General features: G+C 72.1%; 17 protein-coding genes. 11 read left to right on the forward strand and 6 right to left on the reverse strand.

Annotated elements, in window-relative coordinates; genetic code table 11:
* Positions 1-79: 79 nt before the first annotated feature.
* Genes HGK34_RS16105 through HGK34_RS16120 form a run of 4 tightly spaced genes read right to left on the reverse strand, consistent with a single transcriptional unit; the run spans position 80 to position 2,778 of the window.
* Positions 80-874 carry an ABC transporter permease gene (locus tag HGK34_RS16105; protein ID WP_201849276.1) on the reverse strand — a complete coding sequence of 265 codons (795 nt, stop codon included), beginning with the start codon at positions 872-874 and terminating at the stop codon, positions 80-82.
* Positions 871-1,818, reverse strand: a complete 948-nt coding sequence (locus tag HGK34_RS16110) for an ABC transporter ATP-binding protein (protein WP_201849278.1) — start codon at positions 1,816-1,818, stop codon at positions 871-873. Before HGK34_RS16110 ends, HGK34_RS16105 begins: the two co-directional genes overlap by 4 nt.
* Positions 1,815-2,120, reverse strand: coding sequence for a transcriptional regulator (locus tag HGK34_RS16115; RefSeq protein ID WP_201849280.1), 306 nt, complete (start codon positions 2,118-2,120; stop codon positions 1,815-1,817). The genes HGK34_RS16110 and HGK34_RS16115 overlap by 4 nt, the downstream gene beginning before the upstream one ends.
* Positions 2,113-2,778: a hypothetical protein gene (locus HGK34_RS16120; RefSeq protein WP_201849282.1), complete on the reverse strand. Its 666-nt coding sequence runs from the start codon at positions 2,776-2,778 to the stop codon at positions 2,113-2,115. The genes HGK34_RS16115 and HGK34_RS16120 overlap by 8 nt, the downstream gene beginning before the upstream one ends.
* 114 nt (positions 2,779-2,892) lie before the next feature.
* Between HGK34_RS16120 and HGK34_RS16125 the strand changes: the two genes are divergently transcribed.
* Genes HGK34_RS16125 through HGK34_RS16140 form a run of 4 tightly spaced genes read left to right on the forward strand, consistent with a single transcriptional unit; the run spans position 2,893 to position 10,037 of the window.
* Positions 2,893-4,416, forward strand: a complete 1,524-nt coding sequence (locus tag HGK34_RS16125) for a S10 family peptidase (protein WP_201849284.1) — start codon at positions 2,893-2,895, stop codon at positions 4,414-4,416.
* Between the two features lie 48 nt (positions 4,417-4,464).
* Positions 4,465-5,253 (forward strand): CPBP family glutamic-type intramembrane protease, encoded by a 789-nt coding sequence (locus HGK34_RS16130; protein WP_201849286.1) that lies wholly within the window; start codon positions 4,465-4,467, stop codon positions 5,251-5,253.
* A gap of 46 nt (positions 5,254-5,299) precedes the next feature.
* On the forward strand, positions 5,300-7,879 hold the full coding sequence (locus tag HGK34_RS16135; protein ID WP_201849288.1) for a lysylphosphatidylglycerol synthase transmembrane domain-containing protein: 2,580 nt from the start codon (positions 5,300-5,302) through the stop codon (positions 7,877-7,879).
* Positions 7,880-7,925: 46 nt separating this feature from the next.
* Complete coding sequence (locus tag HGK34_RS16140; protein ID WP_201849290.1) at positions 7,926-10,037, forward strand: NAD(+) synthase; 2,112 nt, start codon at positions 7,926-7,928, stop codon at positions 10,035-10,037.
* A gap of 136 nt (positions 10,038-10,173) precedes the next feature.
* Here the strand turns inward: HGK34_RS16140 and HGK34_RS16145 are convergent, their stop codons facing one another.
* Positions 10,174-11,523, reverse strand: a complete 1,350-nt coding sequence (locus tag HGK34_RS16145) for an MFS transporter (protein ID WP_201849292.1) — start codon at positions 11,521-11,523, stop codon at positions 10,174-10,176.
* A gap of 131 nt (positions 11,524-11,654) precedes the next feature.
* Between HGK34_RS16145 and HGK34_RS16150 the strand changes: the two genes are divergently transcribed.
* From HGK34_RS16150 to HGK34_RS16180, 7 genes are all read left to right on the forward strand, one after another.
* Entirely contained in the window at positions 11,655-12,503 is an 849-nt protein-coding gene (locus HGK34_RS16150) for a copper resistance CopC family protein (protein WP_201849294.1), read from the forward strand.
* Positions 12,504-12,731: 228 nt separating this feature from the next.
* Positions 12,732-13,013 (forward strand): HU family DNA-binding protein, encoded by a 282-nt coding sequence (locus tag HGK34_RS16155; protein ID WP_201849296.1) that lies wholly within the window; start codon positions 12,732-12,734, stop codon positions 13,011-13,013.
* 206 nt (positions 13,014-13,219) lie between these two features.
* Complete coding sequence (locus HGK34_RS16160; protein ID WP_201849298.1) at positions 13,220-14,455, forward strand: amidohydrolase; 1,236 nt, start codon at positions 13,220-13,222, stop codon at positions 14,453-14,455.
* 64 nt (positions 14,456-14,519) lie between these two features.
* Positions 14,520-15,866 carry a sensor histidine kinase gene (locus HGK34_RS16165; RefSeq protein ID WP_201849300.1) on the forward strand — a complete coding sequence of 449 codons (1,347 nt, stop codon included), beginning with the start codon at positions 14,520-14,522 and terminating at the stop codon, positions 15,864-15,866.
* The gene (locus HGK34_RS16170; RefSeq protein WP_201849302.1) at positions 15,863-16,534 is read left to right on the forward strand and encodes a response regulator; all 672 of its coding nucleotides are present in this window, start codon (positions 15,863-15,865) and stop codon (positions 16,532-16,534) included. The genes HGK34_RS16165 and HGK34_RS16170 overlap by 4 nt, the downstream gene beginning before the upstream one ends.
* A gap of 119 nt (positions 16,535-16,653) precedes the next feature.
* Positions 16,654-16,959 (forward strand): SHOCT domain-containing protein, encoded by a 306-nt coding sequence (locus tag HGK34_RS16175; RefSeq protein WP_201849304.1) that lies wholly within the window; start codon positions 16,654-16,656, stop codon positions 16,957-16,959.
* Between the two features lie 100 nt (positions 16,960-17,059).
* A complete protein-coding gene (locus HGK34_RS16180) occupies positions 17,060-17,545 on the forward strand; it encodes a hypothetical protein (RefSeq protein WP_201849306.1) in 486 nt (161 codons plus the stop codon).
* 45 nt (positions 17,546-17,590) lie between these two features.
* Here the strand turns inward: HGK34_RS16180 and HGK34_RS16185 are convergent, their stop codons facing one another.
* Positions 17,591-19,549, reverse strand: coding sequence for a penicillin-binding transpeptidase domain-containing protein (locus HGK34_RS16185; protein ID WP_307816013.1), 1,959 nt, complete (start codon positions 19,547-19,549; stop codon positions 17,591-17,593).
* Positions 19,550-19,618: the final 69 nt, after the last annotated feature.

The raw sequence follows: 19,618 nt of genomic DNA on the forward strand, positions 1-19,618 counted from the left end.
CCTTATCGTCGGCAGCGTCAGATGTGTATAAGAGACAGGGCCGCGGCGGGTGGGCCGCGGCGGGTGGCCGCGGCGGGGGTCAGCGGAATCTGCGGCCCTCGTCGCGGCGGTAGGACCAGGTGGCCAGGGCGGCGATCGCGATGGTCCAGCCCACCAGGACCGGGATCGCCAGGGAGTAGGCCTCGGTGCCGGTGAGCGCCTGCACCAGCAGGTCGCGCCCGGCCCGGGTCGGGGTTGCCTGGGAGATCCCGTCCAGCCACCCCGGGAAGAACTCGGGTGGCAGGAACAGCCCGCCGGCGAACGCGAGCGGGAACAGGATCGCCTGCACCACCGGGAGCGCCGCCTTGGCGGGCAGGGCGTAGCCCACGCCGAGTCCGAGCAGCACGAACGGCACCGACACCGCGAGGATCGTCCCGATGCCCGCGACGAGCCGCAGCGGCGTCGCGGTCGCCTCCGTGAACAGGACCGCGACCAGGATCAGCGGGACCAGCCCGAACAGTGCGAAGATCCCGCCGTTGAGCACACGCCCCACCATCTGCGGCCCGGGCCCGGTGGGCAGCGAGCGCAGGTACGGGTAGAACGGCAGCTGCCGGTCCTCGGCGACGCCCAGCCCGTAGGTGAACAGACTGGCGGAGCAGACCGCGAACAGGGCGAGCCCGGCAACCGCCATCGTGGCCCACTGCGGGTCGCCGGCCACGTCCTCCTGCGGCACCACGAAGAACGCCATCGCGAGCGCGGGGAAGAGCATGTTGCCGAACACGGCGATGGGGATCCGCACGGTCTCGAGGAACTGGTACTTCAGGTGCAGCCAGGACAGGGCCCAGAAGGGGCGCAGGTTCGTGGCGGGGCCGGGCCCCGTCGTCGGGGTGGTCATCGGTTCGCTCCTTCGGTCAGGTGGCCGCCGTCCTGCGGAGCGTCGTCGGTCTGCGCTCCTGGCCCGGGTGTCGCGCCGGGACGTGCGCCGCTCCTGGTGCCCTCGGTCAGCTGGGTGAACGCCTCCTCGAGCGAGGCTCGCCGGATCTCCAGGCCCTTGAACTCCGTGCCGGAGCGGACCAGGTCGCGCACGAACTCGTCGGAGTCGGCGACGACGTGCTCGCGCTGGGTCCCGTCGGGCCCGGCGTAGGAGACCCGGGTGCCTCCGACACGTTCGAGGATCGCCTCCAGACTGTCGTCGGCGAGGACGCGACCCTGATCGATCACGACGACGCGCTCTGCGAGCGCCTGGATCTCCTCCAGGTAGTGCGAGGTGAGCAGTACGGTCACGCCGGACCGGTGGCAGGCCCGGATCGCGTCCCACAGTGCAGTACGGCCTGCGACGTCGAGTCCGGTGGTGGGCTCGTCGAGCAGGACGACGCGCGGCCGTCCGGTCATGGCGAGCGCCACCGCGAGCCTGCGCTTCTGCCCGCCCGACAACGACCCGGTCTGGCGGCGGGCCAGGTCCTCGATGCCGAACTGGGCCAGCAGTTCCGGCGTGGGTACGGGGTCGGGGTAGTGCCCGCCCACGAAGTCGACGACCTCGCCGACGCGCAGTGTGGCGGGGAGTCCGGTTTCCTGCGGCGTCATGCCGAGGGTGATGCGTGCGGCGGGTTGGGTGGGGTCCTGGCCGAGCAGCCGCACGCTGCCGGTGTCGGGCCGGCGCAGGCCACTGACCAGGGAGAGGAGTGTGGACTTCCCGGCTCCGTTCGGGCCGAGGAGGCCGACGAGCTCGCCCGGCCCCACGTCCAGGGAGACGTGGTCGAGGGCGAGGATGTCCCCGAACGTGCGGGTCACGTCCGTGACGGAGACGACGGTGCCGTCGTCGTGGTGGTCCGGTTTCATGCTCCGGTTCCCTTCAGGAGGTCGGAAAGGGCGGCGCGATAGTCGCGAAATGCGGCCCGGCCGCGGTCGGTGAGCTTCAGGTAGGTCGCCGGGGTGCGGCCCTCGTGGGTCTTGGTGACCTCGACGTAGCCGGCGTCCTCGAGTTTGCGCAGGTGGGTGGACAGGTTGCCGGCTGTCATGGCGAGCAGCGCGCGCAGCTTGGGAAACGCGATCTCGTCGCCGGGGCCGAGGGCGGCGAGGGTGGCCACGATGCGCAGGCGCGCGGGGGCGTGGATGACGGCGTCGAGCTCGTTCTCAGACATCGAGGTTCCCGCGCCGTCGCACCCGGACGGCGGACACGGCCCCCATCGTGAGGAAGCCGCCCCCGCCGAGCAGCGCCATGACGAGGTTGGTCCCGGGGACCCCGACGAGGCTGGCGACGGCTGCCGTGACCAGCATCCACACGCCGAGGGCGTAGAGGCTGTCCTCCTGGAAGGCCATCCCTCCGGCCAGGTACATCAGCCCCACGATGAGACAGGCGAGGCCGTTCGCGGTGACCGCGATCATCTCGCCGTCGGCGCCGGTGCGGATCAGGCCGTTGAGGATGGCCCACATCGTCACGAAGCCGAGCATCCATCCCCAGCCGTACATCGCTCCCGCGCGCGCCGAGGTGCCCCGTGTTCCGGCGGTTCGCCGGATCGAGTGGATCATGGTGACGGCGATCGCCGCGACGACGGCGATGCCGAGCGTCCAGCCGGCCCAGGGCGCGGGGTCGCTGCCGTCCCGCGACGTGAACCACATCGCGAGGTAGCCGACCATCCAGGCGGCTCCCCAGGCGAGGTAGAGCAGTCGCGCGTCGGGCTCGAGCATGCTGCGGGTGAGTTGCTGCTGGTCGCTGATCAGGCGTAGGCGCGCGGCGGCGTCGAGCTCGGCGTCGCCGCCTCGTTCCGTGCCCGACGGCGTGTCGTGGTCCTTTGACATGTCCAACCTTTCCCGATCGCCAACTGGTTTGTACTGCAAACCAGTCTGCCGCTGGCGCCGCCGCATTTCAAGTCCCGGAGCCCCACGAAGATCCGGTCGGGTAGGTTCGCCCGGGTGAGCGACACTCCCACCTCAGAATCCACCAGCCGTTCCGAAGCCGAGGAGCCGGGCACGAACCGGCCGGCGCCGGGCGGCGACACCGCGACCGCGCGGCAGGAACCCCAGGACGACCTCGTCACCACTCGCCACACGCTGCACACCCCGGACGGCGACCTGGCCTACACCGCCACGACCGGCCGGATCGTGCTGCGCGAGGAGGTCACCACGGACGAGAAGTATGGCGGCCGCAAGGCCAAGGCCGAGATGTCCCTGACCTACTACACGCTCGACGACGCCGACGTGGCACGACGCCCGGTGACGTTCGCGTTCAACGGCGGTCCGGGTTCCTCCTCGGTGTGGCTCCACCTGGGGCTCCTCGGTCCGCGCCGGGTGGACTCGGGCGACGTGGGGAACCTGACCCCGCCGCCCTACGGGTTGATCGACAACCACGAGACCCTGCTGCGCGTCAGCGACCTCGTCTTCATCGACCCGGTCTCCACGGGATACTCACGTGCCGCCGAGGGCGAGAAGGCCCGGCCGTACCACGGCTTCACGGGCGACCTGGAGTCCGTCGGCGAGGTCATCCGCCTGTGGACGTCCCGTCACGACCGGTGGATGAGCCCGAAGTTCCTCATCGGGGAGTCGTACGGCGGCACGCGGGGCGCCTCGCTGGCGGAGTACCTGCAGAGCCGGTTCGGGATGTTCCTCAACGGCCTCATGCTGATCGCGCCCGCCCTGAACCTGGAGACGCTCTACCACGCGGACGGCTCCGACCTGCCGAATCCGCTGTTCCTGCCGGTGTACGCCGCCACGGCGCACTACCACGGGCTGCACCCGGGCCGCTCGCTCGACGAGGTGGTCGCCGATGCCCGCGCCTACGCCGACGAGTACCGCGCCGTCCTCGCCCGCGGCCAGGCGCTGGACGACGACGCCCGCGCGGCCGCCGTCGCACGCGTCGCCGCGATCACGGGGCTGAGCGAGGACTACGTGGACCGCGCGAACCTGCGCCCCGAGCACACCCGCGCCTACGCGGAGCTGCTCCGGTCGCAGCGCCTGGTGACCGGCCGCCTCGACACGCGGTTCACCGGCCCTGCGGACCACTACACGCACGAGGTCATGCCCGGCGACCCGTTCCTCACCGCGATCCTGGGCCCCTACTCGGCCGCCCTCCACCACTACCTGCGCGGTGAGCTGGAGTACGGCAACGACGCGGTGTACGAGGTCATGACCGGCGCCGTGCACCCGTGGTCGTACAAGGAGTTCGAGGGCCGGGCGATCGACGTCGCGGGCAAGCTCGCCGAGGCCATGATCGTGAACCCCCACCTGCAGGTGCACGTGGCCATGGGCCGGTACGACGGCGGCGTCCCGGTCGAGGCGATCGAGTACAGCCTGGACCAGATGCCGGTTCCGCGCGAGGCCCGCGAGCGCGTCGAGACCCGGACCTACCCGGCCGGGCACATGATGTACGTGCACCCCGAGGCCCGGGTCCAGCAGTCCGCGGACCTGGCGGCGTTCGTCGAACGGGCGTCCAACCGGTGATCCGGCGGGCTCCAGGATGCGCCCAGGCGGACGGGTGAGGATTCGCTCGTGAGCACTGTGGAGAGCCGGCACCGGATCGGGGCCGAGATCTGGATCGTACTGGGGCTGAGCCTCGGCAAGGCGGCGGTCTACTCGATCGTGAGCATCACGGCGCGCCTGACCGACGGCGCGCCGCTCGCCCAGCAGACCGCCACGCTGAACGCGAGCCAGGCTGAACGCTCCTGGCTGGACCTGACCTACCAGCTGCTCGGCATCGGGTTCGGCCTGGTCCCGGTCGCGCTGGCGCTCTTCCTGCTGAGCGCGCGCGGCCGGGGCTCGCTCGCCCGCATCGGGCTGGACCGCGCCCGCCCCGGCCTGGACGTGGCGTGGGGTGTGGCGCTGGCGGCGGTGATCGGGATTCCCGGGCTCGCGTTCTACTCGGTCGGGCGCGCCCTGGGCATCACGGTCCACGTGCAGGCCAGTGCGCTGAACGACCACTGGTGGACCGTGCCGGTGCTGCTCCTGTCAGCGCTCTACAACGGCCTCCTGGAAGAGATCATCGCGGTCGCGTACCTGTACGAGCGCACGCACGACCTGGGCTGGGGGCGCGTCCGGTTCATCGTGGCGAGCTCGCTGCTGCGCGGTTCGTACCACCTGTACCAGGGCATCGGACCCTTCCTGGGCAACGTCGCGATGGGCGTCCTGTTCTCGTGGTTCTACACGTCCCCGAGATTCCGGTCCGACGGCCGGCACCGGGTCATCCCGCTCGTCGTCGCGCACACCCTGCTCGACGTGGTCGCGTTCGTGGGGTATGCACTGGTTCCTGAAGAATGGCTGGTGGCGATGGGGGCCGCGTAGCGATGTTCTTCCTCGCGTCGCGGATCGCCGCCCTAGACTCGCGAGTATGTCCCACGCGACCGAGCGGGCTGCCGACCCCGTGAACATGGTCCGCGTCGTGGACACCCCGGAGGTGCGCGTCCGGCACCCTCGCGATCTGCTCGGCCTGGTGATCAGCGCGCTCGGCATCGTCCTGGTCCTGGTCATGTCGGTCGCCGCGCACGGCACCACCGAGGGCGTCACCCAGGACGTCCGGAGCTTCAACAGCCTCGTGGCGGACATCCTGTTTGTCCCCGTCGTGGTGCTGCAGGGCGTGGTGGCCGTCCTCGGCCCGGTGGCGGTCCTCACGGAACTCGGCCTGCGCAGGCTCGGCCGCCAGGTCGTGGAGTCGATCGTGGCCGGGGTCAGCGGCCTGGTCATCGGCATCCTGTTCGGGCTCGGCGTGCGCTACCTGGGGAGCCGCGAGCTGGTCCGCGGCATGTCGGTCTGGGTGTCGGGCGAGTTCCAGCTCGTCATCCCCACCTATGCGGTGGCGCTCACCGCTCTGCTCACCGTGGCCGGGCCCGCGACCCGCCGTCGTACCGTGCGGTGGACGTGGAACCTGCTGTTCGTCGCCCTGCTCATCGTCCTCATCACCGGCCAGGTGTCGCTGCCCGGGGTGCTTGTCGCACTGCTTCTCGGCCGGGTCGTCGGCCAGGCCGTGCAGTACGTCTCGGGCGTGAGGAGCGAGCGCGCCTACGGTCCGGACCTCGTCACCGCGGTCCGGCGTGCGGGCTTCCGCCCGCAGGCCCTCGTGCGGGTCCGCGCCATGTCCGACGACGCGGACCACACCCCCTCGGGGGCCGAGCCCGTGACCGAGGTCGACGAGAACGGAGTGGCCAGCACCCACATCCCGGTCAGCGTGCTGAGCGCACCACGGTTCCACGACCCACGGCCGGACGGGGCGGAGCCGCCGTCGGACCCCGCCACCCTGGCCCTCGCCCGGACCCGCGACACGCGCGTCTACGCACTGTTCACCGACGACGGCGTGCGCCGGGACGTCGTCGTGCTCGACGGCGACCGCCAGGTGGTCGGCACCCTGACCCGGCTCTGGCGGGCGCTGCGCCTGCGCGGCATCGAGGGGCGCGCCGCGATCTCGCTCAAGGCGGTCGCCGAACGCCATGCGCTGCTGTCGTACGCGGCGATGGCCGCCGGGGTGCGCACGCCGCGACTGCACGGCGTCGGCGAGGCCGCCGACTCCGTGACCCTCGTGCTGGAGCATCCGCAGCACGCGACGCCCTTCGCGGAGGTCCCCGCGGACGACATCGACGCGCGGGTGCTCGCCGAGGCCTGGGACCAGCTCGGACGTGCGCACAGCGCGGGGCTGACCCACCGCGCCCTGGCCCCCGACGTGCTGCTCGTGCACCGCGACGACGACGGGGACCCGCACGTGTGGCTCACCGGGTGGGAGCAGGGAGACATCGTCTCGACGCCGCTCTCCCGCCGGCTCGACCTGGTGCAGATGCTCGCGGTGCTGTCGGTCAAGGTCGGCGCGCGGCAGGCCGTGGCGTCCGCGGTCCGCGCCCTGCCCGACGAGGACATCGCCGCCATCGGCCCGCTGATCCAGTCCATCGCGCTGCCCCGGCCCACCCGTGAGGCCCTGCGCGCGCAGAAGGGCCTGATCGCGGAGCTCCGGGACGCCATCGTGGAGCACCTGCCCGAGGCCGACGTGCAGCCGCAGCGGATCACCCGGTTCGGCGCACGCACCGTCGTGATGCTGACGCTGACCATCGTGGCCGTGGCCGTGGTGGTCGGCACCATCAGCTTCGACCAGATCGCCGAGGCCGTGCGCGGGGCGAACCCGTGGTGGGTGGCCGTCGCCTACGCCTACGGGCTGATCACCTGGGTGGGCGCCGGGCTGACGCTCGTCGCGTTCTCCCCGGTCAGGGTGTCGCTGTTCCGTGCCACGATGACCCAGGCCGCGGGCTCGTTCGTCGCCCTGGCGGCACCGGCCGGGATCGGGCCCGCCGCGCTCAACCTGCGGCTGCTCACCCAGCGCAACGTCGCGATGCCGATGGCGGTGGCGACGGTGGCGCTCGTGCAGGTGTCGCAGTTCGTCGTGACGGTGCTGCTGCTGATCGTGATGTCCGTCTTCACCGGCGAGGGCGTGCTGGTCGAGCTGCCACCGGCCTCGGCACTGATCGCCCTGGGCGGCGTGGCCGTGGCAGTGGTGGCGATACTCCTGGTTCCGCAGGTGCGACGGTGGGTGCTCGGCTTCATCCGGCCACGCCTCCGGCAGGTGTGGCCCCGGCTCGCGTCCATGCTGTCGCACCCCGGTCGCCTCGCCCTGGGCATCGCGGGGAACCTCGTGCTGACCCTCGGCTACGCGCTCACGTTCGACGCCTGCCTCCGCGCGTTCGGGGAGTCGCTGGCGCTGGTCGACGTCGCGCTGGTGTACCTCGTGGGCCACGCCCTCGGCGCACTCCTGCCCACACCGGGCGGCCTGGGCGGGGTCGAGGGCGCGCTGACGGCCGGGCTCGCCGCGGCCGGGCTCTCACCGGCGCTGGCCGTGTCGGGCGCGCTGCTGTACCGCGTGGTCACCTACTGGGGACGCGTCCCGCTGGGCTGGGTCGCCATGCGCTACCTGGAACGCAAGGGCGACCTGTAGCAAGACCGGGGCCACCCGGGCCGGCCGCATACCTACACTCGGAGTCGTGGACTTCTACAACGCGTATGCCCAGGGCTTCGCCCGCGTCGCGGCCTGCGCCATCCCGGTCACGCCCGCCGACCCGGCCGCGAACGCCGCGGCGGTCCTCGAACAGGCCCGCGCCTGCCACGACGACGGCGTCGCCGTCGCCGTGTTCCCCGAGCTGTGCCTGTCCGGCTACGCGATCGACGACCTGCTGCTGCAGGACGCCCTGCTCGACGGCGTCCTGGAGGCTCTGCGCCATCTGCTCACCGAGGGCGCCGACCTGACGCCGGTGATCGTGGTCGGCGCGCCGCTGCGACACGGGAACCGGCTGCTGAACTGCGCCGTCGTCGTACATCGGGGGCGCATCCTCGGGATCGCGCCGAAGTCCTTCCTGCCGAACTACCGCGAGTTCTACGAGAAGCGGCACTTCGCCTCCGGGTACACGCTCCAGGACACCACGACGCACCTGCTGGGCGCTGACGTACCGCTCGGCACCGACCTGATCTTCCGGGCCGCGGACATCCCCGGGCTCGCGATCCACGTCGAGGTGTGCGAGGACCTGTGGGTCCCCGTGCCGCCGTCGGCCCGTGCCGCCCTCGCCGGGGCGACGGTCCTGCTCAACCTCAGTGCCAGTCCCATCACCGTGGGACGCGCCGAGGACCGGCGGCTGCTGGTCCGCAGCGCGAGCGCGCGCTGCGACGCCGCCTACGCCTACACGGCGGCCGGCCAGGGCGAGTCCACGACGGATCTGTCCTGGGACGGCCAGGCGATGGTCTACGAGTGCGGCGACCTGCTCGGCGAGACCGAGCGCTTCCCGGACGGCCCGCGCCGCACGGTCGTCGACGTCGACCTCGACCGGATCCGCCAGGAGCGGCAGCGGCAGGGAACGTTCGAGGACACCGCGCGCTCCCTCGGGATCGCGTACGACGGCGGTCGTGGCACGACGGAGGCCCCCGGCCCGGCGGCCCCGGCGCGGGACGCCACCGCGGCGTTCCGCGAGATCTCGTTCACGGCGGCCCCGCCGTCGGGCGACCTCGGGCTCCGACGGGCCGTCGACCGCTTCCCGTTCGTCCCGAACGACGCCGACCGGCTCGCGCAGGACTGCTACGAGGCGTACAACATCCAGGTCAGCGGGCTGGAGCGGCGGCTGACGGCGATCGGCTCGCCGAAGGTGATCATCGGGGTGTCGGGCGGCCTCGACTCGACCCATGCGCTCGTCGTGGCGGCCAAGGCGATGGACCGGCTCGGCCGGCCGCGCAGCGACATCCACGCGTTCACGATGCCCGGCTTCGCGACGTCACCGGAGACGAAGGACAGGGCCACCCGGCTGTCGCGATCGCTGGGCGTCACGTTCGAGGAGCTCGACATCAAGCCGGCCGCCGAACAGATGCTCAAGGACCTCGACCACCCGTACTCCGCGGGTACCGAGCAGTACGACGTCACGTTCGAGAACGTGCAGGCCGGCCTGCGCACGGACTACCTGTTCCGGCTGGCGAACCACCGCGGCGGCATCGTGCTCGGCACCGGCGACCTGTCCGAGCTGGCGCTCGGCTGGGCGACGTACGGCGTGGGCGATCAGATGTCGCACTACGCGGTCAACACGGGCGTGCCGAAGACGCTCATCCAGCACCTGATCCGCTGGGCGATCGACACCGAACAGCTCGGGACCGCCGGGTCCCCCGCGAACGTGGTGCTCGCCGAGATCCTCGAGCAGGAGATCACGCCGGAGCTCATCCCGGCTCGCCACGGCGAGGCACCCCAGTCCACGGAGGCGTCGGTGGGGCCGTACGCGTTGCAGGACTTCTCGCTGTTCTGGACGTTGCGGTACGGGATGCGACCCAGCCGGATCGCCTTCCTCGCCTGGCACGCGTGGCGCGACCTGGACGCCGGCGCCTGGCCGCCCGGCTACCGCGACGCCGACCGGACGGCCTACGACCTGGCCGCCATCCGGCACTGGCTGGACCTCTTCCTGCGCCGGTTCTTCGCGAACCAGTTCAAGCGGTCCGCGATCCCGAACGGGCCCAAGGTCCTGCCCGGCGGCACGCTGTCGCCCCGCGGGGACTGGCGTATGCCCTCGGACACGCGGGCCACGACGTGGATCGCCGAGCTGGAACGGAACGTCCCGGCGGGCTGACGGGCGGCGGGCTGGTGCCGGGCGGCGGCCGGGCGGCGCGTCGGCTGGCGGCGGGCTGGTGCCGGGCGGCACGTCGGCTGGCGGCCCGTCGGCCGGCGGGCGGCCTCGGCGTCGGCCCCGGCCGCTTCTCCCCGGGTCAGGGGAGCTGGCGGCCCGCGAGTGCGGCGCCCCCGCGCACGCGGCCACGGGCGAGAAAGGCGATCACTGCCGGGAGGAGCAGGACCGCACCCGCGACGTTGACCGCCTGGAACCCGCCGAACGCGAGCACCGGTCCGGCCAGCGCGGCAGCGCCCGCGCCCGCATAGTTCATCAGCGCGTCGCAGGCACCCTGCAACCGCACTCTGACGTGCGGGTCCGTGACGTCGGCGAGCAGGGCCGACGTCGCGATGACGGCTGCCGACCAGCCGAGCCCGAGCAGGACCAGCGCGATCGCGGTCACGACGCTTGCCACCGGGTCCGGTCCCGCGGACGTCCCGCGGCCGGACATGACCGCTGCGGCGAACCCGACGACGACGGCCAGCGCCTGCAACACCACACCCAGGACGGCGGTGCGCACCGCACCCCAACGGTCCGCGAGCCAGCCGAACACGGGACTGAGCGCGAACATGCCCAGCACATGCAGGCTGATCACGACCCCGACGAGTTCCAGCGACATCCCGCCGTGCTGCATGTACAACGGCGTCATCACCATCACCATGATCATCACGGCGTGCGCCACCGCCATCGTCACCACGGCGAACCGGACCCGGCCGTGACGCCAGGCCCAGGCGAGCGCACCGAACGCGCCGTCCGGCCGGCCGGCGTCTTCCGACGTGCCGGACGGCGGGGTGGACGGCGTTCCGGACGGCGCGGTGGACGGCGCAGTGGACGGCGCGTCCGCGGGCGCCCCGGGATCGCGGTAGAACAGGCCGAGGACCAGCCCCGCCAGGACGTACGCCACGACGGCGAAGAGATAGGGGCCGGACAGCCCGGGCAGGCCGAACATCCGGCCCAGCACGGCGCCCGGTGCGGCGAGATTCGGCCCGGCCACGGACCCTACCGTGGTGGCCCAGACGACGATCGCCATGCTCCGGGCGCGGGCCGCGACACCGGCGTTGTCCGCGGCCGCGTACCGGGACTGCAGGTTCGCGGCAGTGGCCACGCCGTACAGCGCCATCGCCCCCAGGAACAACAGTGCCTGATGCAGCACGGCTGCCGTGATGATGAGCAGCCCGCCGAGGGTCGCCAGGCCGTATCCCCAGGTCAAGGCCATCCGCCGGCCACGCCGCGCCGCCGTGGCCGCCAGGGGGACGGCGGCCACCGCGGCGCCGAGCACGGCCGCCGCCTGCGCCAGACCCCCCATGGCCGTGCCGCCGAGGCTCTCCGCCAGCAGGGCTCCGACAGCGGCGCCGGACGCGACACCGAGCCCGCCCAGCAAGTTGCTGGCGACCAGCACGGCGATGTTCCGCCTGCCGTGCGCCGGCGCGCCCGTGGTGTCTGCTGTCATCGTGCTCGCTCCCGGTCTGCCGATGCCCACACAGTAGACGCAGACACGGACACGGGAACGTGGCGAAGCGCACCGTGCGCCGGTCACCGAAGTACCCAGGAGTGTCACGGTCCCGGAGTAAGGTGCGGAGCATGCCTGAAGCTCTCGCCCCGGCCGGCTCATGTGTCGCCACCGCCCCGCGGACGGGGGCCCGGATCGCCGTCGTGATCCTCGCCGCCGTCGTCGCGTGCGTGAGTATCGCCGGGATGTTCCTGATCGCCTCGCCGCCCGCGGCCGCGCACGATCAGCTGCTGGCCAGCGACCCCGCGGACGGGGACGAGTTCGACACCATGCCGGACGCCGTCACGCTGACATTCTCCGACGAGCCGCTGGAGACGGGCGCCGAGGTCGTTCTCACCGACGGCGATGGTGCCACCGTCGCACTCCAGGACATCACGGTGGACGGAAGCGCACTTTCCGCCTCGCTGCCGTCCACGCTGCCCGGCGGCGAGTACCACGTCGCCTGGCACATCGTGTCCGGGGACGGGCACCCGCTGGAGGGTGCGTTCTCCTTCACGGTCGATGGTCCGGACGCGCCGGAGCCCACCCGGAGTCCTGAAGGCGCCGGGTCCACGCAGGAGACGGCCGAGCCCACCACGGCGGCCCCCGATGCCGCGGTCGACACACCCGCCGGCGCGGACGCCGAATCCGGCGCCGCGGCCCCTGGGACGCCGGCCGGGCTGTCTAGCGGGGCGGCGTGGATCGCCGTCCTCGCCGCGGCTTCCCTGGTGGTGACCCTGCTCGTCGTGATGCGGCGCAGGATGCAGGAGGACAACTCCATGCGCCGGCGTGACGACGGAGGCGCCCGTCCCGACACGATCGAGGACGGCGAGTTCGACGGCGAGCGCGATCAGCCCGACGTCGGGGACGCCGGCGGTTCCGGCGGCGGCGACAGCGGCGGTTCCGGCGGCGGGGACGGCGGCGGAGGCGGCGGCGACTGAGTGCGGCGTGAGGAGCGAGACTCCCCTCGCTCCGGCGGAAAGTCACGAACGCCTGTTCGGCGTCCCATGCCGCGCACCGCTGGCGACCAGCGAAGCGTTGGTGAGGTCTTCGTCACGTGACGACTCGCGACAGAAATGCCGTTCTTCGCGATTTTCTGCCGATCTGCTGGCATGATCGGACATCGATGTCGGCGTGACGGCCGACTCGTGTCCGAAGAAGGGAACCGCATGTCGCTCAACAAGACCGAGCTCGTCTCGGCCATCGCGTCCAAGTCCGGCCTCACGAAGGCGGACGCTGACAAGGCGCTCGACGCCTTCCAGGAGGTGCTGATCGAGTCGCTCGGCAAGGGCGAGGCCGTCAAGGTGACGGGCCTGTTCTCGGCCGAGCGCGTCGAGCGCGCCGCCCGGACCGGCCGCAACCCGCGGACGGGCGAGGAGATCCAGATCCCCGCCAACTTCGGCGTGAAGCTCAGCGCGGGCTCGCTCCTGAAGAAGGCTGTCGCGAAGTGACGCGACGCTGAACCGCTCGGCACGGCCGAGCTGATCAGGACGACCGAGCTGATCGGCACGGCCGAGCTGATCGGCGTCAGGAGGCCCGGCACACCTCGAGGGTGCCGGGCCTCCGGCATGTCCGCACGTGAGCGCCGGCGGCTCCCGGCCGGATCCCTCACCGCCGGATATCCCGGACAACGGGGGCGTACGCCATGATGTTGCCCATGACAACTCGCTCCAGCGTCGCCATCACCGGCGCCTACGTCGTCCCCGTCGCCTCGGAACCCATCGAGCACGGAACCGTCCTGATCGAGAACGGCGCGATCACCGCCGTCGGGCAGGACGTCACGATCCCCGAGGGCACGCCCACGATCGACGGTACGGGCAAGTGGCTCCTGCCCGGGTTCGTCGAGGCCCACGGCCACATCGGCACCCACGAGGAGGGCGAGGGGTGGGCCGGGAACGACACCAACGAGATGACGGACCCGAACGGTTCCGCGCTGCGCGCACTGGACGCCGTGAACATCGACGACGAAGGCTTCCGGGATGCCCTCGCGGGCGGCGTGACGAGCGCGGTCCTCAAGCCGGGATCCGGAAACCCGATCGGCGGGCAGACCATCGCGATCAAGACCTGGGGCGGCCGGATCGTCGACGAGCAGGTGATCAGCGACTCCGTGTCCGTGAAGTCGGCGCTCGGCGAGAACCCCAAGCGCGTCTACGGCGAGCAGAAGACACTGCCGTCCACGCGTCTCGGCACGGCGCACGTGATCCGCAAGGCGTTCGTCGACGCGCAGAACTACGTGGCCAAGCGGGACGCCGCCGCGGCAAAGGGCGAGCCGTTCGACCGCGATCTGGGCAAGGAAACCCTCGCCCGGGTGCTCACCGGCGAACTGGCGTGGGACCAGCACACCCACCGCGCCGACGACATCGCCACGGCCATTCGGCTGTCGGAGGAGTTCGGCTACCGGCTCGTGGTCAACCACGGCACCGAGGGCCATCTGATCGCCGACATCCTGGCCGAGAAGGACATCCCCGTCATCTACGGTCCGATGTTCGTGTCGCGCTCCAAGGTCGAGGTGCGACGCCGCGCCAACGTGAACGTCGCGAAGATGGCCGCGGCCGGCGTTCGCGTGGCGATCACGACGGATCACCCCGTCATCCCGATCGACTTCCTGGTGCACCAGGCATCCTTCGCCGCCCGGGACGGCCTCCCGCGCGAGACCGCGCTCGCGGCGATCACCACGAATCCCGCCTCGTTCCTCGGGCTCGACGACCGCGTGGGCGCCATCCGTCCGGGTCTCGACGGGGACGTCGTCCTGTGGTCCGGGGACCCGTTCGACTCCGACCAGCGCGCGGAGCGTGTCCTCATCACGGGCACAGAGGTCTACCGCTGGGACCACGAGGCCGACGGGGGCCGGGGTGCCCGGCGCGTGGTGGAGCGCACCGACCGGTTCAGCTGAGTACCGGTCCGGATGGCACTCCAGGGTGACGCGCCGAGCGCCGCGCACCGCTAGCGTGGCGAGCATGTCGCTCGCGCAGAGTGGCCGCTCGTCCCCGGCCACCGCGGACCAGGGGCCGTTGGAACGGCGGCGCGCACGGATCTTCGTCGCCGCCGCCGTTCTCGGGCTGACCACGCTGGGAAGTCTCGGCGCGCGCATCGCCCAGCCCGAGTCCCGACCGCTGGACCTCGGCGCGCTGGCCCTGCTCCTGGTCACGCCCCTCGCGCTCGTCGTGCTCCTGCCCCGGCGTCCTGCGACGGCGGCGGCCGTGTCAATCGGTGCCACCGGTGTCCACCTTCTCGCGGGCTATCCCTGGGGTCCCGTGATCCTCGGGCCGGTGGTGCTCCTGGCGGCGATCATCCTCAGCGGCCCGGCACGGCGAGGGCGGGTGATCGCCTGGGCCGGTGCGGCGCTCCTGCTCGGCATGATCGTGACGACGGCGACGATCACGCCGCCGGCCTTCCAGCAGCCGAGCTGGGACGGCCCACCCGGCCGGATGGGCAGCTGGGGCCCGCACGGGGACCGGGGTGCCGGCGCTCCGACGGAGCCGGCCGTCGGGCTCTCACCGGTCGGCCTCGGCGCGGGCACGGCCTGGACCGTCGTCGCCCTGCTGGCGGCGGGCGCGATCCGGGATCGCGTCGCCCGGCGAACGGCTGCCCGCGAGACCGCCGCGGAACGCGAGCGCACCGCGGTCACGGCCGAACGGCTGCGCATCGCCCGCGAGCTGCACGACGTCCTGGCCCACTCCTTGTCCGGGATCAACGTGCGAGCCGGCGTCGGCCTGCACCTTCTCGACCGTGACCCGGAGCAGGCGCGGAGCGCGCTCACCTCGATCCGGGACACGAGCCGCGACGCCCTCGCCGAGGTCCGGACGGTGCTCGGCATCGTGAGGAACGAGGCGGACGGCGGATCGGCGACGCCGGAGAGCCGGCCCGCGCCGCTCACCCCGACCTGGGACCTGACGGGGCTGGCGCGACTCGTCGCACAGACGCGAGCGGAAGGGCTCGCGGTGACCCTCGATGCCGACCCGGCCGAGCTCCCCGACCATGTGGCCGGGGCGGTGCATCGGGTCGTGCAGGAGGCGTTGACCAACGTCCGGCGGCACGCCGCCGGCGCCACCCGCGTCGCCGTGTCGGTCCGGACGACCGGCGCCTCCTGCCAGGTCGCCGTTTCCGACGACGGTCACGGCGGGCAGGCCGCCGACAGTCCCGGATACGGGCTGCGAGGCATGCGGGAGCGGGTCGAGGCACTCGGCGGCACGCTCGAGGCCGGGCCCGACGCCGTGGGCTGGCTGGTCCGGGCCTCGTTCCCGCTGCCCGGCGGCGCGGCCCCACCCGAACCGAACGACGAGTCACGAGGAGAACCCGCATGATCGACGTCCTGATCGCCGATGACCAGGCGCTGGTCCGCGGCGGCTTCCGCGCCCTGGTGGACTCGGAGCCGGACATGCGCGTCGTGGCCGAGGCCGCCACCGGTGAGGACGCCGTGACGCTGGCACTGGAGCACCTGCCCGACGTCATCCTCATGGACATCCGGATGCCCGGCTCCGACGGCCTGGCGGCGACGCGCCGGATCGCCGCGGATCCGCGGGCCGCCGGTGTGCACGTGGTGGTCGTGACGACCTTCGAACTCGACGAGTACGTCACCGAGGCCATCCGCGCGGGAGCCGCGGGCTTTCTCGTGAAGGACACCGACCCGGCGGATCTGGTGCGGGCGGTCCGGGTCGCGGCGTCGGGGGAGGCGCTGCTGTCGCCGAGCGTGACTCGCCGGCTGCTCGCCAGGGTCGCCGGGGCGGCGCGCGACGTTCCGGCTCCGCCCGGACTGGCCGAGCTGACGCCGCGCGAGCGTGAGGTCCTGGTGGAGGTCGCGGGCGGGCTGGCCAACGACGAGATCGCCGCCAAGCTCTACCTGTCCGAGTCCACGGTGAAGACGCATGTGTCACGGGTGCTGACGAAGCTGATGGCGCGGGACCGGGCGCAGCTCGTGGTGGTGGCGTACGAGTCGGGCCTGGTCCGGCCCGGCTGGAACGGAGAGCCCTGACCGGTACGGACGCGGTAGCCGGGACGGTACGTGGGACTGACGACCGCGCGACTCCTGAGAAGGAGGCTGATGGTGCGGCGGAAGGACCGCCGCGGAACGCGACACCGGAGGAGTCCGACATGAACACCCTGGCGCAGATCGCCGCTCACGCACCGCACGACGGCTGGGGCTGGGGCGGCGGCCCCGGCTGGTTCGTCATCTTCCCGATCCTGTGGTTCCTGCTCATCGTGGCGGTCGTGGTGCTGATCGCCAGGGCGGCCCGGCGTGGTTTCCGCCAGGGGCCGCCGTGGGCCCGGCAGGCGGGCACGGACCCGGTCGCCATCCTCGGCGAGCGCTACGCGCGTGGTGAGATCGACGAGTCGGAGTACCGCAGCCGGCTGGCGGTGCTCCGCGGCTCGACGGAGCCTGGCGGAAGAACGAACTGAACCATATCGCCCCCAATGGCGGGTTTACGTCATCCCTATGGCATAAACCCGCCATATCACCAGTTTGGAAACGTTACGTGGAGCGGCAAAAATCCTTCACATGCGTACCCCCATTGCTGCCGCCACCATCGCAGGCGTACTCCTGCTGAGTGGCTGTTCCGTAGCCGGCGCCCAGGCCGGCGAATCGACGAGCGCTGCCGAGGCCACCCCCTCCTTCGAGAGCAAACTCGACCTTCAGGCCCCGGACACCCAGGTCGGCCTCAGCCAGTCGTACGACACGGTCGGCGCGTGCGAGGCGTTCTTCGGCGGGAACAACCCCATCGCGTCCAAGGTGCGAGCGCTCGCACCGGTGATCGCCAAGCCGCTGGACCCGGCCACCACTCAGCGCCAGGTGTCGAAGATGAGCAACCAGATCTCATCGCTGATCGGGCTCTCCCCGGCAGGCCTGACCACGCATCTCGAGCGCATCCGTACGCCGTTCGACCAGGCGAAGCAGGGCAGCCCTGCCCGGCCGCAGGAAGTCGTGGCCGGCATCGAGGCATTCAAGGCCAAGTGCGGCGAGGCGGGCTGGATCAAGGGCGCCTGACCGCCGGGGGCTTGTCGGGACGACGCTCCCGACAAGCCCCGCCGGTCAGCTCCCCGTCAGGAAGTCGCGCATGATCGGCCCGGCCGTCGTCGAGCCGAACTCGCCGTCCTCGACGAAGACCGCCACCCCGATGTCACCCTTGATCGCGACCATCCAGACGTTCGTCCTGCCGTCGTTGCCCTGGGCGCTTCCCGTCTTCGCGCCGACCACTCCCGGGACGCCGGCCAGTGCCTGACTCGCCGAGCCCACCTCGACGACACCGCTCATCAGCTCGCGGAGCGTGGCGGCCTCGTCCTCCCGCAACGTCCCCGGCGCCTGGTCCGACTCGGCGTCGTCCGTGACCACGAGCATCGGGCTCACCGTGCTCCCGCCGGCGACGCTCGCCGCGACCGTCGCCATGGCGAGCGGTGACGCGAGCACGCGCGCCTGCCCGATGAACGACGCCGCGTGGTCCGCCTCGCTGCTGGCCTCGGCAGGGACATCACCCAGGTAGCCGGCGGCGCCGAGCCGCGACCCCTCCAGGCCCAGCCCCAGCGACGCCGCCGCGTCGTGCAGGTCCTGCTGCGAGACCAGGTCGTGCTGACCCACCATCGCCGTGTTGCAGGAATGGGCGAACGCGGTGCGGAGCGGTACGTCACCGGTGGCACTGCTCGGGTAGCCGTCGACGTTGTCGAACTCCTTGCCCACCACGATCCGGTCGGGGCACGAGACGGTGCTGTCCGGCGTGAGCCCGTTGCGGAGCATTCCCAGGGCCGCGGCGATCTTGAACGTGGAGCCCGGCGGGTACTGCCCGAGCATCGCCGTGTCGTACCCCTGGCTTCCCTCGCCGGAGGCCGCCGCCAGCACCCCGCCGGTCCGGGCGTCGACGGCCACGATCGCGCTGGGCGATTCCTCCCCGGCGTCGGCCAGCACTCGCTCGGCGTGCTTCTGCATCGCCACATCGAGGGTCAGCTCGAGGGGCTTGCCGCTCTCCCCGTCCTTGGCCCACAACTCGCGAGCCTCGTCGTCGCTGTCCGGCTTGGTGGCGACGACGCGGATCCCCGGTGCGCCGGAGAGCTGGTCGTCGTAGGCGGCCTGAAGGCCGGAGATGCCCACGATGTCACCCGCCGCGACACGCCCGTCGGACTTCTCGATGATCTCCGCGGTGGCCTTTCCGGTGGTGCCGAGGATCGGACGGGCGAAGCCAGCGGTCGGTGCGAGCGCCCGGCTCCCGGGGATGAGCAGCACACCCGGAGTCTCCTCGAGCGCGCTGCGGTCGTAGTCCGGGTCGTTCACGCGGATGACGATCGCCTGCACGAACGCCTTCTCCCCGGAGGACTCTGTGCGGGCGACCAGGTCGGCGGTCGCCTCCTCGCCGAAGCCCAGGAGGTCCGCCAGCGTGTTCGCGGTGGCGTTCCATTCCGAGGCGGCCACCCGTGACTTGTCGACGCCCACGGTCAGGACGTCGCGCTCCGTGACGATCGTCTCGCCGTCGGCACCGATGATGTCGCCACGCTGCGCGGCGGTCCGTTCGACCGCCAGGCGTTCCCCGGACTCCAGCTCCGGAGCGAGGATCGCGGGGCTCCAGGCGGCCTGCCACTCGCCGGGCTCCCGGCCGTCGGGGCCCGAGTACGTGAACGGCACGTCCGTCGTGTACTCCCAGGTGGCGTCCTCGGCGAGAGGCCAGGACCAGGCATAGGTGGCGGTGAACGACAGGGTCCCGTCGTCGCTCTCCTCGACGGGAGTCGTCCCGGTCAGGGAGACGTCGGCCTCGGCGGTGTCGTCGACCAGGTCCGCGAAGACGGCCTCGTACTGCTCCTCCGGCACGACGGACGTCGTGGTCGTCACCGGGAAGTCTGCCAGGTCGCCCGAGCGCAGCGCGGTGCCGAGGTCCTCGGCCGCGACGTCCTGCGGCGGGACCGGCGGTTCACGCAGCAGGAACCAGCCCAACAGCACGGCTGCGGCGGCGAACGCCACGACGGCCACGATGCCGAGCACGGCTCCCGCGCGTCGACGTCTCGGCACCGCTGCCGCCTGTTGCCCGGCGGCGGGTGGCATCTGCTCGGTGGGTGGCGGCGGAACGTGAGGTCCGGG

Origin of the sequence: Myceligenerans indicum, assembly GCF_016742955.1 — a bacterium.
Taxonomy (GTDB): Bacteria; Actinomycetota; Actinomycetes; order Actinomycetales; family Cellulomonadaceae; genus Myceligenerans; species Myceligenerans indicum.

Bases quoted from the DNA above. Each gene is read 5' to 3' on its own strand.
- HGK34_RS16135 (WP_201849288.1), top strand. From the start codon at position 5,300: ATGTCCCACGCGACCGAGCGGGCTGCCGACCCCGTGAACATGGTCCGC.
- HGK34_RS16180 (WP_201849306.1), top strand. From the start codon at position 17,060: ATGCGTACCCCCATTGCTGCCGCCACCATCGCAGGCGTACTCCTGCTG.
- HGK34_RS16150 (WP_201849294.1), top strand. From the start codon at position 11,655: ATGCCTGAAGCTCTCGCCCCGGCCGGCTCATGTGTCGCCACCGCCCCG.
- HGK34_RS16165 (WP_201849300.1), top strand. From the start codon at position 14,520: ATGTCGCTCGCGCAGAGTGGCCGCTCGTCCCCGGCCACCGCGGACCAG.
- HGK34_RS16155 (WP_201849296.1), top strand. From the start codon at position 12,732: ATGTCGCTCAACAAGACCGAGCTCGTCTCGGCCATCGCGTCCAAGTCC.
- HGK34_RS16115 (WP_201849280.1), bottom strand. From the start codon at position 2,120: ATGTCTGAGAACGAGCTCGACGCCGTCATCCACGCCCCCGCGCGCCTG.
- HGK34_RS16160 (WP_201849298.1), top strand. From the start codon at position 13,220: ATGACAACTCGCTCCAGCGTCGCCATCACCGGCGCCTACGTCGTCCCC.
- HGK34_RS16170 (WP_201849302.1), top strand. From the start codon at position 15,863: ATGATCGACGTCCTGATCGCCGATGACCAGGCGCTGGTCCGCGGCGGC.
- HGK34_RS16145 (WP_201849292.1), bottom strand. From the start codon at position 11,523: ATGACAGCAGACACCACGGGCGCGCCGGCGCACGGCAGGCGGAACATC.
- HGK34_RS16120 (WP_201849282.1), bottom strand. From the start codon at position 2,778: ATGTCAAAGGACCACGACACGCCGTCGGGCACGGAACGAGGCGGCGAC.
- HGK34_RS16105 (WP_201849276.1), bottom strand. From the start codon at position 874: ATGACCACCCCGACGACGGGGCCCGGCCCCGCCACGAACCTGCGCCCC.
- HGK34_RS16175 (WP_201849304.1), top strand. From the start codon at position 16,654: ATGAACACCCTGGCGCAGATCGCCGCTCACGCACCGCACGACGGCTGG.
- HGK34_RS16110 (WP_201849278.1), bottom strand. From the start codon at position 1,818: ATGAAACCGGACCACCACGACGACGGCACCGTCGTCTCCGTCACGGAC.